Below are 17,346 nucleotides of genomic sequence, written 5' to 3' on the forward strand. Positions count from 1 at the left end.
CCTATTCACCTGCCTCTTCTACTGTAGTGGGAAAGAATGCGCGCACTTGGGCGATGAAGTAGAGCGAACCGCAGACGACCAACCAGTCATCCGCTTTCGCCGATTGCTTCTCCCGCATCCAAGAAAGGAGAAACGCTCGCCAGTCCGGGACGGCTTCGAGGTTTTCCTCCGCCCATCCGCCTTGCAAAAACGCATCGCGCAGCGTACTTGCCGCTGCTGCACGCGGAAAGTCAAATTCCGTCACGTTCAGCGACTTGATTTTCGCCTTTACGGGCGCCAGCGCTTTTGCCATCTCGGAAAGCGGCTTATCAGCCAAGCCGGAAAACAGCAGGTGCAGCCCTGCATCGTTCGGCAAAAGCCGCTCCAGGCTATTGGCGAGTGCTTCCATTCCCTCCTGGTTGTGTGCCCCGTCCAAGATCACAAGCGGTCTTGGCGAGACGACTTCTAGACGACCAGGCCAGCGTGTTTGTTGCAAACCACGGGATATTTCTTCTTCCTCCAGCAGGAAAGAGAAATAGTTGCGCAAGACATCAATGGTCATCAACGCGACCGCTGCATTTGCCGTTTGATGAATGCCGTTCATGGTCAAGCGATAGGTAGCTTCATGGCGCCGATGGATGCTGCTGTAGCGAATCCGCTGCTGCCCCAGCTCTTCTTCTACCTGTTCGGCAAAGAAATGCTCCTGCAAGCTGTACACGGTGCTTTTCGTCTCAGCAGCCCGCTCCTTGAGTACGGCGAGTATTTCCGGTCGGGTCTCGCCCGTGACGACAGGTACGCCCGGCTTGATGATGCCAGCTTTTTCGCGGGCAATCTCCTCCAAGGTATCGCCCAACACCTGTGTATGGTCCATGCCAATATTTGTGATAACGGAGACAAGCGGCAGCACGACATTCGTCGAGTCCAGCCGTCCTCCCAGCCCCGTCTCCCAGACGACGACAGCCGGTCTCGCCACTCTCGAAAAATAAAGAATGGCGATCAGCGTGATGACTTCAAACTCTGTAGGCGAGCCAAATTCCGTCTCGCGCTCGCAGCGCTCGATCAAGACCTTGACTTCATTCACCAGCCGGAGCAGATCGGCTTCCTCGATCATGCTCCCGTTGTAGCGAATGCGCTCGCGAAAATCTACCAGATAAGGCGAGGTGAACGTGCCGACACTGTAGCCGGCCTCCATCAGCATTTGCGTCAGGAACGCGCACGTCGAGCCTTTTCCATTGGTGCCTGCCACATGGATGAACGGGATTCTCCGTTCCGGATGGTCCAGTTGCTCAAGTACCCACTGCATTCTCTCAAGCCCCGGCCGCTGACCGAAGCGAAGCAGTCCATGCAGCCAGTCGAGCGCTTCTTTGTATTCAACAAATTGTGCTTCAGCATGCATACCAAAATGCTCCATTCTCAAAAATATGCGTTGGTACGGCGGATCATTCGCCCTTCAGTTCGGCAAGGCGAGCGATGACCTTATCCCGTTTTTCCATGTAGTCAGCCATTTTCGCTTTTTCTTCTTCCACGACTTTTTCTGGTGCCTTGGCCATAAAGCCGGCGTTGTTCAGCTTTTTCTCGATCCGCTCCACTTCGCCGTGCAAAGTAGCCAGTTCTTTTTCCAGTCGCTTCAGCTCTTGCTCGATGTCGATCAGGCCAGCCAGCGGCAAGAACAGCTCCGCTCCTGTCACAACCGCAGACATCGCCTTTTCCGGGATCGCCAGCTCCGCGCTGATCGTGAGCGTCTCCGGATTGCAGAAACGGGCGATGTACTCTTCGCCGCGCGCCAGACGAGCCGCAGAGGTCGCATCGCTTGGCTTAATCAACAGCTCGATTTTTTTGGACATCGGCACGTTTACTTCAGCACGGATGTTGCGCACGCTGCGGATAATTTCCATCAGCATGGTCATCTCGCTCTCCGCCTCGGTGAAAATCCATTGTTCGTTCACCGTCGGCCAAGGTGCTACGGTAATGCTCTCGCCTTGGTGCGGCAGCGCCTGCCAAATTTCCTCGGTGATGAACGGCATAAACGGATGGAGCAGCTTGAGCGTTTGGTCGAGCACCGTCACGAGCACGGATTGCGTCGTCTTTTTCGCTGCTTCGTCACTGCCGTACAGCGGCAGCTTCGCCATCTCGATGTACCAGTCGCACAGGTCATCCCAAATGAAGTTGTACAGCACGCGGCCCGCTTCGCCAAACTCAAATGCGTCGGACAGGCGCGTCACGTCAGCGATGGTCGCTTGCAGACGGGAGAGAATCCACTTGTCTGGCGTCGACAGCTCGCCGCTAAGATCAATGTCGTCGTACGTAAATCCGCTCAGGTTCATCAGGGCAAAGCGGGAGGCGTTCCAAATCTTGTTGGCGAAGTTGCGGTTCGCCTCGACTTTTTCCCAGTAAAAGCGCTGGTCGTTCCCTGGCGAGTTGCCTGTCGCCAGCGTGAAGCGCAGGGCATCCGCGCCGTATTTTTCGATCACTTCCATCGGATCGACGCCGTTTCCGAGCGACTTGGACATTTTGCGGCCTTCGGAGTCGCGGATAATGCCGTGAATCAGCACGGATTCAAACGGGCTTCTTCCGGTGAACTCAAGACCGGAGAACATCATGCGCGCTACCCAGAAGAAAATGATGTCGTAGCCGGTTACGAGGACGTTTGTCGGATAGAAATACTTCATGTCCTCGGACTCTTCCGGCCAGCCGAGCGTGGAGAACGGCCACAGACCAGAGGAGAACCAGGTATCGAGCACGTCGTTGTCCTGCTCCAGCTTGTGGCTGTGGCAGCTCGGACATTCGGTGACATCTTCGCGGGAGACGACGGTCTCGCCGCACTCCTGGCAGTACCAGGCGGGAATGCGGTGGCCCCACCAGAGCTGGCGGGAAATGCACCAGTCGCGAATGTTCTCGATCCAGCGCAGGTAGTTGGTCTTGAAGCGCTCCGGAACGAATTTGACGCTGTCTTCGCTGTTGGCGTTGGCAAGCGCGAGGTCAGCCAATGGCTGCATTTTCACGAACCACTGGGTGGACAAATACGGCTCTACAACGGCGTCGCTGCGCTCGCTGTGGCCTACCTGGTGGATGTGCTCCTCGATTTTGAACATGACGCCTTGCTCTGTCAGGTCTTTGATGATTTGCTTGCGGCAGGCAAAACGGTCCAGCCCTTTGTAGATGCCTGCCTGCTCGTTCATCGTGCCAGTCTCGTCCATGACGACGATTTGCGGCAGTTGGTGGCGCAGTCCCAGCTCGAAGTCGTTCGGATCGTGCGCAGGCGTGATTTTTACCGCGCCGGAGCCGAACTCTGGATCGACGTACGTATCCGCGACAATCGGGATTTCGCGACCGACAATCGGCAAAATGACGGTTTTTCCGATCAGGTGCTTGTAGCGCTCGTCTTCCGGATGGACAGCGACAGCCGTATCGCCCAGCATCGTTTCCGGACGGGTCGTCGCCACTTCGATGTAGCCTGTGCCGTCAGCGAGCGGATAGCGCATATGGTGCAGGGCGCCTTTTACTTCCTTGTAAATGACCTCGATATCAGACAGGGCGGTACGGGCAGCCGGGTCCCAGTTGATGATGCGGTTGCCGCGGTAAATCAGCCCTTTTTCGTACAGGCGGACGAATACTTCGCGCACAGCTTTGGACAAGCCTTCATCCATCGTAAAGCGCTCGCGGGAGTAGTCCAGCGCAAGACCCAGCTTTTCCCACTGCTCGCGGATGTGCGAAGCGTAAATGTGCTTCCATTCCCATACTTTTTCGATGAACTTGTCGCGGCCGAGGTCGTGACGCGAGATGCCCTCTTCGCGCAGCGTCGCTTCTACGCGGGCTTGCGTAGCGATCCCGGCGTGGTCCATCCCAGGCAAAAACAGCGTGCTGTAGCCTTGCATCCGCTTTGCGCGGGTGATGATGTCTTGCAGCGTCGTATCGAGCGCATGGCCCAAGTGCAGCTTGCCCGTCACGTTCGGAGGCGGGATCACGATCGTGAACGGACGCTTCGCCGGGTCGCGTTCCGCCTTGAAAAACTGCTTTTCGATCCAGTACGGATACCATTTGCTTTCGGCTGCCTTCGGGTCGTAGTTCTTCGGCAGCAATTGGTCGATGTCGGTTGTTGGCTGAGTTGACATGGGTAGGCTTCCTCCTCTAGGAAAAATAAAAAAACCCTTCATCCAAAGGACGAAAGGATTATTTCGCGGTACCACCTTTGTTAACATACGGCAAGAAGAGTCCAGCGTATGTTCCCTCAAACAAGATAACGGCTGCGAACCGCTTTTGGCTAGACACATCGTGTTCACCAAAAACAACTCCCGGGCGACCTTCAGTCCATCTCTCCTTAGAGAATCTTCCAGCATCTGATTCTCCTCTCTGCAAAGGGCTCCTGACCTACTCTTCCCGATCATCGTTGATTCGATATGTAATTGTGGTATCGTTGCCTTTGCTTATTATATACAATCACGCTGTTTCGCGTCAAACCCGGTTTCGCCCACTTTTCCCACCGTAATGCCCAGCGCCTCGGTAAAGCCCAGTACGCTTAAAATATCCAAAATTTCTTCGCGGACATTGACAATCTCTACCTGTTTGCCAGAAGCAAGCAGTTCTTTCGTAGTAAAATACAGACTTCCAATACCGGAAGAATCTACAAAGGATACACCTTGAAAATCGACGGTAACGGAATGATTGCGCCCTCCGTACTGCTGGAGCAATTCACCCACTCGATCTCCCACAGCCATGTCCAGCTCTCCGGCGAAAAACAGCGTAGCCTGTCCGTTCGTCTCTGTTGCTCGGTAGTCCATGCTCAAACTCCTCTCAATAGGTATCGGTGTAGCTGATTTTGTTCTCTCTCACTCATGTTACCCGCTTCACCCGACTTGCAAACATTTGGTATTTTCTCCAATGTTCATCAGCTTGTCAGCGCACACTCCAAAATCAGCTTCGTTCCAGCCGCCGTGCTGCTCAAATAAATCCGGTCACAGTATTGCAACATGACGTGAAAGCCCGCTCCCAGCGAATTGCGCGTCGAGAATCCTTGCTGCAACGTCGCCCGCGGCAAATCTTCGAGCAAAATGCCCTGGCCCTGGTCGTGGATGACCACCCGGCACAAATCTTGATCGTGGGCGATATAGAGCGTGATCGTTCCTCCGCTGCCGTGCTTGAGCGTGTTCGAAGCCGCCTCGTTGACGGCGACGAGAAAGTGCAAAAAACGTTTGGCGACAAACCCCAGCGGCTCCAGCGTGCGCTTGAACGACCTTCTGAGCAGAGCCAAATCCTCCGGCGCCTGAATGTCCATCGCGAGCGATTTGTGCCCCTCGCGCAGCAGAAAAAACAGCTCCTCGTCGCTTAGCAACAGCAGCTTGCCTGCCGTGACCACGCCGAGAATGTCTCTGTATATTTCCCACTCGCGCCGTTTTCTTCTGCGTTCTTCCGCGATGGCAGCCGTCACGTCAATCAGGGCGATCCCACAGGTGCGATCCGGCAAAATCGACGCGTACATTTCAAACACTTTTTTCCCGTCGTGACTGACAATCTGTTCCCGCAAGGAGTTGCCGTGGACGGTCGCCTCACCAATCAGGCGCTGCATTTCCCCCTCGACATCGGGGGCCGCACGGTTCGAGCCGAGCGGACGCACTTTGCCATCGTCAAGCAGATAGAGGAAAATCGTCTCGATCTGGCGCAGGATGGACAGCTTCTGCAGCTCCTGCTTGATGAGACGGCCTCGCTCGTCATCCCGATCTTTATAACTATGCAATACGTCTGTAGGATTCAACTCGTTGCACATATGCCACGTATGAAATTCTTCCAGAAGCAACCGTTCCAGCACTTCTTCCTTGCGCAAAACCTTCTCGATATCAACGACATAGTAAGGAACACCGTTGATTCCCTGCAGCCCGCTGCCGATAATGCGAAAATCGAAAGCGAGCTCGACCTCCATGCGTCCATGCAACTTTTTGGTCGAACTAAGCAGGCCGATAGCTGTCCGGCTGACTGCTATCAATTGGGCTTGACTTGTTTCCATTGTCGCAAGCTCCGTCACCTTCACCTTGCGCGGCGGCAGCACTTTTTGGGCAGACCCGCCGGAACGGAGCTCAAGAAGACAGTTGCGACAAGCGGGATTGTCCGGACACTGTTCACACAGAATCACCGTTCATCCTCCTATTCACGGGCGCTTCAGCTCGGGTACTCCATCAGTGCGGGAGTTTCACTTCTTCGTTGTCCGGCATGAGAGCCGGATTGAAACTGCAAAATCAAAACGGAGATGTCGTCTGTTTGCTGGCCTTGGCGCGTCATCGCCCACAGGTACGATTCGACGCGTTCCATCGTCTCTTCTTTGCCTGGCTCGTCCAGCAGGGCGGCAAGATCTTCGAGCAGGCCGTGAGAGCTGCGCAGCACGTCTTTTCTTCCCGTATCCAACAATCCATCTGTGTATAGTAGCAATATACCTTCTTCTAATAAGGGTACTTCTTCCAGTTGATAGGTGCTATCGGACAAAAGCCCTAGTCCTACCCCGCCCCGGCAGCGCAAGACGTTTTTTTGCGTGCTGGACAAATAGATCGGCTGCGGATGGCCCGCCCTGGCAAGCAGCAACTCGTGGCGGGTCGCATCGTAGACCGCGACAAGCATCGTAATGTACGAGCGGGTTTTCGCCAGATCGGCATACAGTAGCTGGTTTAGCCGCTGCAAAATTTCATCGGGTGACCAGCTCGTCTGCAAAACGGCGCGAACCGCAATCCGAATCCCCGTCGCCCAGATGCTCGCGGGCAAGCCGTGTCCCGATACGTCTGCCACGATAAAACAGGTGTAGCGCTCATTGATGCGCACAAAATCAATGTAGTCTCCCCCGACGTAGGTGACGGGCACGTAGACCGTCCTGGCGCGCAGGCCGTTCACTTGCCATTCCTCTTTTGGAATCAGCATCGACTGGATTCGGCGGGCCAGGCCCATTCCCAGCTCCAGCTCCTTCAGCTCTGTCGACTGATGTTCGTGCAGACACCGCAAGATCAGTCCTCTCACGTTCACAAGCAGCAGTTGAAAAAAGGACTGCTCCAGCTCTTTTGTCTCCATATCGTGCTCGCCGATAGCGGTTTGCGCCACCAGCCTGACGTACCGCGGCGTTTTGGCCGTGTCCCATTGCTCCGAGACGACGATGCGCTCCTCGATAAACTGAACCGCACCTCGATCGGCTCTTTTGCCGCGCTCGGTGTGAAAATAGACATCCCCCTGCTCGGACTCCCAGCTTATGCCCAAATAGACGAGCGTATGAATCTGGCCAAACCAGGCGTCGACAAGCTCGCTGGTCAACTGGTGAATGCTATCGTAATGGACGTCGCTCACGCTGATTTTGTTGCTGGCAATCAACAGTCCCTCATAGCTTTGCTTCAGTTCCCCGACGAGCGACAATTGCTGGTTCATCCATTCGGAATGCGCGAGCTGCTGGGTCAGCCTCGATTCGAGCGTGCTCACCGATGACAATGTCTCCGTCATCAAATAGTGATGGTCCCGATTGTTTAAGTATGCAAGAACACTCATGTAAGCTATGGCGACCGCCAGTCCCCCTTTAACATAAAGCGGCATCTCGGGCAGCGCGAGCAAAGACGCGGCTATGACCAGCAGAATGACCTGCACCATCCCCGTATGCTGCCGCGTGATCCTCTGCCAGTCCAGCAAAAGCTGCGACTCCACGTGTGCGCCTTCGCTCTCCGTCTTTTGGCGCAAGCGTCTGTGCGTCTGCAGCAAAAAGACAAGCGAGATGATCCCTGCGAGATACGTCCCTGTACAGACCGGCACCCCCAGCCCGTGGCCCCACCAGGCAAAAGACAGCACGAGCAAGCTGCCGATCCCCCAGGCCACCAGCCCGATGCCGTGCAGCAAAGACAGGTCAAACCCTCTCTGCGCTTGCCGTTGCAAGCCGTAGGATAAGCGAATCAAGTACACACCTGCACCTATTCCTGACAAGTAGAGTGCTATTTTCCAGATCATCTGCTCACCTTTACAAGTTCGTCCTGGCCTTCCTGCCCTATACGTTCCCGTTTCCTCCCATTCTCAAACCTGTGTCACAACTGGCGTAGAGAAAATACGCCTCGGGCGAAACCGGCCTTTGTCCGAGGAAATATAGGCACTGTCCCAGGAAGCCTCGCATATGCTGAAATGAGGTGATATGCCGATGATGAATTTTCGCTGGAAGTATAACCCTACCTACCTGCGAATCAAATACGGGTGCAAACAAGTGCTGATCCCTTTGATGATTTTTCAGTTCATCCGCACCGTCCTGTTTCCCACCTCGTTTGACGTGATTCTGCTCGGTCTGCTTGCCGTGCTGTACGTCGCCATCGTCCTGGAGTGGCTGTAAATGCAAAAAGCAACGCCCCACCTTGTGAGACGTTGCTCGTTAAAAGGCTTGCTGGACCCAGCGATGCAGACGCATCAGGCGGTCCATATCTTTTTCCAGGCGCTTCACCGCGTACAGCTCGCTCCACTCCCTGCGGTTGTGGTAGTAGATGTCGATGTCTCTCATGATCCGTTCCGGGTACGAGAGAAACGATGCCAACAGCTCGATTTCTTCCGGCCGCAACGGGAAGATGGCAGCGTAGCGATGATAAAGCTGGGAGGCGCCTGCTTCATCTCCCGCCAGTTGAAAATACGTCCGGTAAAACAGTGTGAGGTCGCGCACAGGCGTATCGAAGCTGGCCCGGTCAAAATTGAGCAGCTTTCCTTTGCCAAAGCGATCCGGCACGATATGCGCCGGATGCGGATAGCCGTGAATGAGCGACAAGCGAAAATGCGCATGCGTCTCGTGCCGCTCCTTCCAGTCCGTCAACAGCTCGGTCGCCGTCTGGCTCATCTCCGTAATAAACCCTTTGTTGGCCAAAAACACCAGGTCAAACGGCGACTGGTACTTCCGCCCTCCCGCTACCTCCGCCGCTTTTTCCATCTGGTTTTGCCAATACTGCCAACGGTTTAATAGCGAGTCGATCAGCGGCTCCACCTGCCGCGGGTCGTCAAAGCGGTAATTTTGCGTCAGATGGTGCAACTCCGCGAGCCGCTCGATCGCCGGGGTAGCCCAGGCCAGCGGCTGTTCGGTCCACTCCTCGTTCCCCGGCTGAAAGGGCGTCACGTAGTACAGCGAGTCCCCGAGCGCAACAAACGGATCGTCGAACTTCGTGTACGTGAACGGAACCGCCCCGTCCCAGCCGCGCTGCTGCAACTGGCGCAGCATGTCGCTTACGAAAACCAGCCGCTTGGCAGGCATATTGGACCGTTTGCAGACGTAGGAGCCATAGGGAGTCGCCGCCTTGTACACGTTCGGTTCCTTCAGCGGCTCGATGCTCTGCGCGTACATGTCGTACTCCTGGAACAACGGGTAGATCTCGTCATAGCGGCTCATGTACTCCCTCCCTCCTCGATTGCTCTGCCCGGTAGGCAATGTGCTGCAGCAGTTGGTCGACGGACTCCTGGATGCGCAGAGCCTGTTCAATCGCTTTGACAGAAGCCTCTTCCTTGCCTGCAACCCGCTTCGTATAAGCTTCGATGCTTCTGTACACCTCGCGCGGACGAGCCATGAAGGCGAGCAGCAAAATATAGTCTCCGTAACTGAGCGGCTTGACCTCCTCGTATCCGTCCAAAAAGGCGTCAATCTGGCCGATGTCTTTGTGCGTCAAGTAATGATCCCGCAAAAAGCTTGCCACATCGCGCTGCTGCACGGACAAAGCTGGCCGAAAAAAGCCCCGCAAGTACAGCTCGCCCTTCACCATGCCCCAATTGTCCCGCTGCAACTCCCGGTGCGACACGCTGACCGTATCCGGCGCTACGCTTTCATGCGAAAGCATGGCCGAGGAACGCTCCATGCGCTGCAGCATCGGCTGCATCAGCTCGGCTACCCACCTTTTTTCTCCCGGCTCGCGTCCGTGCTTGCTGCGGAACGCTTCGGCGAAAGCCTTGGTCCGCGTCCACTTTGCGTCGGCGGCGATCTGCTCCTGCTTCAAGTAATCCGCGCCGGAGAGAAGCGGACTCTCCTGCTGGGACAGATGCATCATCCCGATGACTCTGCCGCAGCTTCGGGCAAGTTCGGCGCGAGGCTCGCAGGCTTCGATGTGCCTGACGTGATCGGTCATCGTTACACCGCGCTTGCCCACAACCAGAAACGGCTTGGTGTCTCGCGTCCGTATAAACCTTTCCACTGCGCGAAACCCCTGACGAGCCAATCGCTCGCGCCAGGCAAACGACCAGCGCATCACATCCACACGCGGCCAGACGTGGAGTTCCTTGGGGCCCCGGTTAGTCTCCAGTAAATAGCAGTCATCGAGCGGCGTGATGCGGATCACGCGCGCTCGATAATGCTGGCACACTTCGGAGAGATCGATCTTATCCACGGTCCCCCACTCCTTTATTGTGGGATGTACAAAATTTGTCCCGCGACAACCTGCTCGGAAGCCAGCCTGTTCACTTCGACGATTTTGGAAACGGGCAGTTGGTATCTCTGGGAAATATGCTCCAGCGTTTCGTCGCGCTGGATGATGCACATTTTCAACTGGCTCGTGCTCTCCTCCTTGCGCCGCACAAAGGAAGTGAGATTTTGCATCGCCTCCACGGTCGCCGGGCTGGTGCTGACGGACGCGCTTTGCCGGGAGGAACTGGACGAGGATTCCGCCTCGATCGCCTGCGCTTCCTGCTTGGCGCGCGTAGCCTGCGAGAAAATCGACGTAATGTTGACGTTGCTCTGCTCTTCGCGGGATGCCTTGCCCGAGATGGCTACCTTGAGCTCTGTCTCCTCCACCGCTTCCGGCTGCGCGACTACCGGCTCTGCCGCTTCTTCCTCGCCGTCCGCATGCACTTCCTGCACCTGCTCCGCTTCGTAGAGAGACTCGGACTCGGCTGGATCGGTAGCGACCTGAGCGTAATCCACATCGTCCTGCTCGTGAATCGCCAAAATCGGCTCTTCTTTTTCCGGCTGCCTTTTGACAGGCTCTGTCGTCTGAATATCGCGATAGGCAAGCGCATCGTACGCCGGGGAATCATACTGGGCCTCTGCCTGCGCATCTGAGCCGTAGGCGGCCGGATTTGCGATCCAAGGCTGCTGCGATTCGCTCCTGGACACCTCCTGCACCTCGCCGTACTGCTCCTGCACTTCCCCGTATTGCTGCTGGTACTCCTCCTGCTGGTTGTAGGCGATCGCAGGGGCGTCGAACACGGAAGGCGATTCAGCCGAATCATAGGACGCCGGCAATGCTTCCCGCTCCAGCTCCTCCTCCAAAGCGCTCAGCTTTTCCTCGATTTCGTCCAGGGAAGAAGGCGCAGCGTGCGCTTGCAGCGTCTCGTCCGCTACACGGGCATACTCCCAGGCCTGTGCCCCCTCCGCTGACTCCTGGTTGGCGGAAGCCGGCTGTGTCTGACTGTCGCCGAGCAGTATCCCCATGATCTTCAGGTCGGCGTCAATCAACATTTGATGCGGGGATTCCAGCTTGTAGTCAAAGCTGTCCACGATGGCATAAATGTCGCCGATTTCCGCGATCCGGTCCAACGGAATGGTGATGTTCAACGGTATGCGATGGCCGATCTGTTCCTCCCAGCCGTATTGCGCCTCCTCCGACACTTCCTGGCGAAATGGCGGAAAAGTGAAGGCCTCAACCAGCGTTTCCGTCCCGCCGCTGTTCGCTTCTGTGGCTTCCCTGATCGGCTCGTATTTTCCTACCAATTGCAAGCAGCCCGTGATGGAGACGTAGGAGTCGTTTTCCAGAACCTCTACATCGGGTACCAATTCCAGCTCTTGCAATTCGCCGATTCCGGCTCTATCGGATGAGAGGAAAATGGTCTCCTTGATGGCAAACGAAAGCAGCCCATCCTGTAACGCCATTCGTGCTCCTCCTTTTTCGAAAACTTGGCTTCGCCAAGCTTTTTTTGGGCGACGCCTTGTTGCGCCAAGGTCGATACTCAAGGCAACCCGCCTTTTCTCGACCAAGTGCAGGACATTTCCCTATACTATATGGACAGGACGAGCCGTTTAGCACCGAAAAAAGGAAAAACCGGGGTTATCTCCCCGGTTGCACAGATGCGATCAATTCCGAAACGGCTTTTTTTCCTTGCGCGATACAATCAGGCACGCCCACTCCGTCGTAGGAGGCGCCTGCCACCAGTACCCCCGGCAAATTCGTTTGCAACTTCTGCTTCACATCTTTCACCCACGCCTGATGGCCGACTACGTACGGAATCGCATTTTGCAGGCGCGTCACGCTGTAAAACTCGGGCTGCTGGCGAATCGTCATGATCTTGCGCAAATCGCGCAGCACGACCTCCAAAATCTCCTCGTCGCTCATCTGCATGAACGATTGCTCTGTCGCTCTTCCGACAAAGCTGCGCAAGAGCGCTTTGTTTGGCGGCGCCATGTGCGGCCATTTGCGATGCGCCCACGTGCACGCCGTGATCGTCGCGCCCGAGTGCCGCGGCACGATGAAGCCTGTCCCTTCCATCCCCAGCTCGATCCCGCTCTCCGGAAATGCCATCGCAATCGTCGCCACCATGTGCGGCTTGGCGGTCGGCAGAGCAGGCACGCTGGCGTACGGCCTGAGCAGAGGCTCCGAAACCGCGTGCGGCACGGTGAACAAGACAGCGTCCGTCTCGATCACCTGGCCGTTTTTCAAAACGAGGGTGTACTTGCCGTTCGGCTGCTTTTCCAGCTTGGCTATCCCGCTGTTTTTTTGCAACACTTCACTAGGCAAGCTTTTTTCGATGCCTTCCACGAGTGACTGCAATCCGTTCGCGAGCGTCAGGAAAATGCCTTTTGGCTTGCCCTGCGCCTTCGCCTGCGGGCGGGAATGCTTCATCGCCAAAATCAGGCTGCGATGCTGCTTTTCCATTTGCGCGAACTGCGGGAAGCTCGCGAGCAAGCTGAGGTTGTCGAGATCGCCGGAGTAGACGCCGGACAAAAGCGGCTGAATCAGGTTGTCAATGACCTCGTCACCGAGCCTGCGCCGAAAAAACTCCCCTACGGAAATGTCTTCGTTGCCTTTGGAAGCGGGCAAAATCAGATCAAGCGCTGCGCGAATTTTGCCCGGCCAGGAGATCAGGTCGGTCGTCACAAAAGGCATCAGCCTGGTCGGCACGCCCATCACGGCCCCTTCCGGAATCGCCATCAGCCGATCCTTGTGCCAGATGTACGCCTGCCCCGTACTGTTGCGAACCAGCTCATCGGCAAGCCCGAGGTCAGCCGCCAGCTCGCCTGCGCTTGTTTTCCGCTCCAAAAAGGAATCCGGGCCCAGCTCGATGACGAACCCTTCGTGCCGCCACGTCTTGATTTTGCCGCCAAGACGGTCCTGTTCCTCGATCAGTTGAAAGCGGATCGGCAGGCGCTTCGCCTCGATCTCCCTTTGCAAGTAAAAAGCAGCGGTCAATCCAGTGATGCCGCCGCCCACAATCGTGACATGACAAGCTTTCTCGTTCATGTGCTTCATCCCCTAGTTCGCCAGCTTTTTCCCGACGGCATCAGCCAGACAGGAGATAAACGCAGGTCTGGCGTTAGGCATCGGCGGACGATGGTAATGAACACCCAGCTCTTCCGTTACTGCCTTGCACTCCATATCGTTGTCGTACAAAACTTCCAGATGCTCCGCTACGAAGCCGACCGGGCAGTAGACAAAGGAGCGGTAGCCATGCGCCTCGTACAGCTCTCGCGTCAAATCCTGGACGTCCGGGCCGAGCCACGGCTCCGGCGTATTGCCGGCGCTCTGCCAGCCGATGGCGTACCGGGCAATCCCTGCCTGCTCGGCGATCAGCTTGGCGGTATCCTCCAGTTGCTGCGGATACGGGTCCCCGGATTTCAAGATTTTTTCCGGCAGGCTGTGCGCGGAGAAGATGACTACGGCCTGTTCGCGTTCTTCGGCTGGCATCGAGGCAAACGTGTCCTCGATCGCTTTTGCCCAGTACTCAATGAAGCCCGGCTCCCTGTACCAACTGTCGATGCTCTTGATTGTCGGTCCGCCGATCGCTTGCGAATGCTCGCAAGCTCTGCCGTTGTATTCTTTGACGCTGTAGCTGGAGTAATGCGGAGCGAGCACCAGGCTGATCGCCTCGGTAATCCCGTCGCGCTTCATTTGCTCCACCGCATCCTCCACGAACGGCGCAATATGCTTCAGCCCCAGGTAGCCGACAAACTCCCGGTCCGGGTAGCGCTCGTTCATTTCCCGCTCCAGCGCGCGCACCTGCTCGTCCGTGATGTCCGCAAACCGATTCAGGCCGTCTACCGCCTCATAGCGCGCCCGCAGGTCGTCAAGCAGCTCCTGCGGCGGCTTGCGGCCACGGCGAATGTGCGTGTAGTACGGCTCAATTTCTTCTGGACTGCGCGGCGTTCCATACGCCATCAGCAAAAGCCCTGTTTTTGGCTTTGACATCTCATACCCCTCCTGGTCACACGTCCCTTTTGTAGCTATGGATGAATGCGGTCAGTTTTTGCAACGTTTCTACTTTGGCGTCAGGGAATACACCGTGCCCCAGATTGAAAATGAATCCCGGCTGCTTCGTGCCTTCGTCGAGAATTTCTTTTGCTTTGGCTTCGAGCTTCTCCCACGGAGCAAGCAACAGCGTCGGGTCGAGGTTGCCCTGCAACGTCTTGGTCACGCCCATGTTGCGCGCAGTCGTAATCGAGGTGCGCCAGTCCAGACCGACAACATCGACAGGCAAGCGGTTCCAATCCAGCAAAAGATGGCCTGCCCCGATTCCGAAGTAGATCGTCGGCACTCCGGTTTCTTTCAGCGCCTGGAAAATTCGCGTCATCACAGGCGTTATGTACTCGCGGTAATCTTCGTCGTTCAATGCGCCTACCCAGGAGTCAAACACCTGTACCGCTTGGGCGCCGGCCTTGATCTGTGCCTTCAGATAGGTGATCGTCATGTCGCCGAGCTTTTCCATCAATGCCTGCCACGCAGCAGGTTCGGTGTACATGAACGCCTTTGTCTTGTGGTAATACTTGGAAGGACCGCCCTCGATCATGTAGCTGGCGAGCGTGAATGGCGCTCCCGCAAAGCCGATCAGCGGAACAGACAACTGCTCGCGCAACAGCTTGATCGATTCCAAAATATACGGCACGTGCGTTTCCGGCTCCAGATCGAGCAGACGCTCTACATCCGCCAACGATTCAATCGGATTGCCGATCACAGGCCCAATTCCCGACTCGATGTTCACGTCGACTCCAATCGGCTTTAGCGGCGTCATGATGTCGGCAAACAAAATCGCAGCATCCACGCCCAACTGCTCGACAGGCAGACGGGTCACTTCGGCGCATACTTCCGGTATGTAGTTCATCTCAAAAAAGCTATACTTCGCGCGGATGGCGCGGTATTCGGGCTGATAGCGTCCGGCTTGGCGCATGTACCAGACAGGGACACGCTCTGTCGCCTCTTTGCGGCATGCTTTCAAAAACGTATCGTTAAATGGTTTGGAAGTCATGAATAAACCTCTCTTTGCACAATAATCTATCCCACCAATATGATACCACTGGGCATTCGACAAGTAATGGCTCTTTTGTGTCAAAATCTTTTCGTTTCGCGCGTTTCCAATCCTATCCATCATTGTTGCCAAACTTCTTCTATTGAATGCGGATATCTCCCGTAGAAGTCTTCACGGACAGCTTTGGACCGCCAGTCCCTACGGAAGCCTTGATGTTTTGCTCTTCTCTTTTCGCATAGGAAAGGGTGGCCCATTTGACCTCGATGTCGCCCACGTCGGATGCCAGCTCCAACTGCGCTGCTTCCGGCTGCTTTTCCACCGCAATCCGCACATCGCCCGTATCCGTGCGCACGGTTACATCGCGCGTCAACTCGGGCAAGACGAGTTTGTCGATTTCGCCCGTGGAGCTGTCGATGTTCAGGCTGGCGCGAATACCGGCCAGCTTCAGATCGCCCGTATCTGTCCGCACGTCCAGGCGCTCTCCGGCATACCCGGTCAAATCGACATCACCTGTGCTGGACGACACTTCCCCCGTTTTCGCCGTGAGCGCTCCGCTTTTGATATCCCCCGTAGCCGTTTCCAGCCGGATGCTCTCGTACTCTTTTTCCGGCAGCATGATTTCCAGCTTCAACTCCCCGCTACCTGGATAAAACAGGCTGACGTGCAGCTTTTCCTGCACCTGGACGCGCAAGGTTCCGTCTTCCGTGACCTCGCTCGTCCATTGCAGCCGTTCCTTTTGCTGCTCCGAGATTTCCCCTGTCAGACGCACGGTCGCTTGTGCCGCTTTCGTAGGCGTGATGACGAGATCCGCTGTTCCCGTCTCTACGGCCACCGCCTTGAACGGCTGCTCGATGATGCGCTGCTCCTCTATTTTCTTTAAGGAAAACGCGAAGTGCTCCTGCTTGGCAAACAGCCAGACGAGCCCGCACACTCCCACGACAAACAGCAGCAAGCTTATGCCGAACAGCTTTTTTCCCCAATTCTTCATCTTATTTCCCCCTAATCATCTGCACGTTAAACTGCAGATACTTCAGGAACAGACGGTACAGCCACTTCGTCAGCCGCAGCAAGCCTACCGCCAGCATTCCCCCCAGCCCAAGCGAAACGAGACTTCCGAACAAAAGCAAAAGCCGTTCCTGAGACGGCGCGGGAAACCCGTATTCCATCAAAATGCCGAGCGGCGCCACCAAAAGCGACAAGGAGACGGCGTAGCAGGCGATCAGCACGCCGATCAGCGCGAAAAACGGCCCCAGGACGAACACGAGGTTGAAAAAGCCCAAACTGATCGTGGCAATGATCGCTCTGGACATGTTGCCCACGGACGCATTGGACTGCGCCTGATCGATCCGGTAGCCCGCAAGCAGCTCTCTCGCCAGCGCTTTGGGGCTGCCCAGGCTGTCGGCAATTTCGTGTTCGCTTTTCCCCTGCTTGATCCCGATCAAAAAATGTTCAGTATAATCAGCGAGAATGTCCAGACGCTCCTTGTCCGGCAAATCGCCAAGCAATGCCCCCAACTCGTCCATAAACTCACGCCTTGTCATAGCCCAGTCCCTCCTCTATCATTTCGTTGACGCCGCGATTGAATATTCGCCATTCCAGCACGAGATCGTTCATGTACTGTCTCCCCCGCTCCGTTAGCTGATAATATTTTCGCGGCGGCCCTTCTTGCGACTCTGCCAAATAGGTTATGAAAAAGCCTTCCTGGGTCAAGCGCCGCAGCAAAGGATACACCGTCCCTTCGGCGATATGAAACCGCTCCGAGATGCTCGCAACCAGTTCGTAGCCGTATCTGTCCTGCTTCGCTGTCAAAACGAGAACACACAGCTCCAGGACCCCTTTTTTAAACTGTACGTTCAATGCACATCACCCATGTCAAAGCTTACCAAAGAGGTACTGTATATTGCAAGGTACTTTATGATATAAGAGGACAGGGAGCCGGCTTTTCTCCCTGTC

The 17,346-nt window shown here is 56.0% G+C and carries 15 protein-coding genes and 1 other annotated feature; of the genes, 1 reads left to right on the forward strand and 14 read right to left on the reverse strand.

Features of this window, described 5'->3' with window-relative positions:
- Position 1: 1 nt before the first annotated feature.
- The 5 genes from M655_RS18690 to M655_RS18710 form a co-directional block, all read right to left on the reverse strand.
- Entirely contained in the window at positions 2–1,375 is a 1,374-nt protein-coding gene (locus M655_RS18690; protein ID WP_005826495.1) for a bifunctional folylpolyglutamate synthase/dihydrofolate synthase, read from the reverse strand.
- A gap of 43 nt (positions 1,376–1,418) precedes the next feature.
- On the reverse strand, positions 1,419–4,091 hold the full coding sequence (locus M655_RS18695; RefSeq protein ID WP_005826497.1) for a valine--tRNA ligase: 2,673 nt from the start codon (positions 4,089–4,091) through the stop codon (positions 1,419–1,421).
- 42 nt (positions 4,092–4,133) lie between these two features.
- Positions 4,134–4,373: a binding site (T-box leader), on the reverse strand.
- A gap of 33 nt (positions 4,374–4,406) precedes the next feature.
- Positions 4,407–4,757: an STAS domain-containing protein gene (locus M655_RS18700; RefSeq protein WP_005826498.1), complete on the reverse strand. Its 351-nt coding sequence runs from the start codon at positions 4,755–4,757 to the stop codon at positions 4,407–4,409.
- Between the two features lie 107 nt (positions 4,758–4,864).
- Positions 4,865–6,103, reverse strand: coding sequence for an ATP-binding protein (locus M655_RS18705; protein WP_007782442.1), 1,239 nt, complete (start codon positions 6,101–6,103; stop codon positions 4,865–4,867).
- Positions 6,104–6,129: 26 nt separating this feature from the next.
- A complete protein-coding gene (locus M655_RS18710) occupies positions 6,130–7,938 on the reverse strand; it encodes a PP2C family protein-serine/threonine phosphatase (RefSeq protein WP_026558428.1) in 1,809 nt (602 codons plus the stop codon).
- 184 nt (positions 7,939–8,122) lie between these two features.
- On the opposite strand from M655_RS18710, the gene M655_RS18715 reads away from it, so the two are divergent.
- Positions 8,123–8,308: a YszA family small membrane protein gene (locus M655_RS18715; protein ID WP_025847019.1), complete on the forward strand. Its 186-nt coding sequence runs from the start codon at positions 8,123–8,125 to the stop codon at positions 8,306–8,308.
- Positions 8,309–8,347: 39 nt separating this feature from the next.
- Here M655_RS18715 and M655_RS18720 read toward each other — a convergent pair whose 3' ends face one another.
- The 9 genes from M655_RS18720 to M655_RS18760 form a co-directional block, all read right to left on the reverse strand.
- Positions 8,348–9,343: a YutH/CotS family kinase-like spore coat protein gene (locus M655_RS18720; RefSeq protein WP_007782449.1), complete on the reverse strand. Its 996-nt coding sequence runs from the start codon at positions 9,341–9,343 to the stop codon at positions 8,348–8,350.
- Positions 9,330–10,328, reverse strand: coding sequence for a YutH/CotS family kinase-like spore coat protein (locus M655_RS18725; protein ID WP_005826512.1), 999 nt, complete (start codon positions 10,326–10,328; stop codon positions 9,330–9,332). Before M655_RS18725 ends, M655_RS18720 begins: the two co-directional genes overlap by 14 nt.
- Before the next feature lie 14 nt (positions 10,329–10,342).
- Entirely contained in the window at positions 10,343–11,809 is a 1,467-nt protein-coding gene (locus M655_RS18730; protein ID WP_026558429.1) for a LysM peptidoglycan-binding domain-containing protein, read from the reverse strand.
- Positions 11,810–11,984: 175 nt separating this feature from the next.
- Positions 11,985–13,394 carry a protoporphyrinogen oxidase gene (gene hemY / locus M655_RS18735; RefSeq protein WP_005826515.1) on the reverse strand — a complete coding sequence of 470 codons (1,410 nt, stop codon included), beginning with the start codon at positions 13,392–13,394 and terminating at the stop codon, positions 11,985–11,987.
- A 12-nt stretch (positions 13,395–13,406) separates the two neighbouring features.
- Positions 13,407–14,339 (reverse strand): ferrochelatase, encoded by a 933-nt coding sequence (gene hemH / locus M655_RS18740; protein ID WP_005826517.1) that lies wholly within the window; start codon positions 14,337–14,339, stop codon positions 13,407–13,409.
- 16 nt (positions 14,340–14,355) lie between these two features.
- Positions 14,356–15,393, reverse strand: a complete 1,038-nt coding sequence (hemE, locus tag M655_RS18745; protein ID WP_026558430.1) for a uroporphyrinogen decarboxylase — start codon at positions 15,391–15,393, stop codon at positions 14,356–14,358.
- Between the two features lie 139 nt (positions 15,394–15,532).
- A complete protein-coding gene (locus M655_RS18750) occupies positions 15,533–16,381 on the reverse strand; it encodes a DUF4097 family beta strand repeat-containing protein (protein WP_005826520.1) in 849 nt (282 codons plus the stop codon).
- Between the two features lies 1 nt (position 16,382).
- Positions 16,383–16,934 (reverse strand): HAAS signaling domain-containing protein, encoded by a 552-nt coding sequence (locus M655_RS18755; RefSeq protein ID WP_005826522.1) that lies wholly within the window; start codon positions 16,932–16,934, stop codon positions 16,383–16,385.
- Positions 16,921–17,250 (reverse strand): PadR family transcriptional regulator, encoded by a 330-nt coding sequence (locus tag M655_RS18760; protein ID WP_005826524.1) that lies wholly within the window; start codon positions 17,248–17,250, stop codon positions 16,921–16,923. Before M655_RS18760 ends, M655_RS18755 begins: the two co-directional genes overlap by 14 nt.
- Positions 17,251–17,346: the final 96 nt, after the last annotated feature.

The sequence above is a fragment of the Brevibacillus sp. NSP2.1 genome (assembly GCF_000470975.2).
Classification (GTDB): Bacteria; Bacillota; Bacilli; order Brevibacillales; family Brevibacillaceae; genus Brevibacillus; species Brevibacillus agri.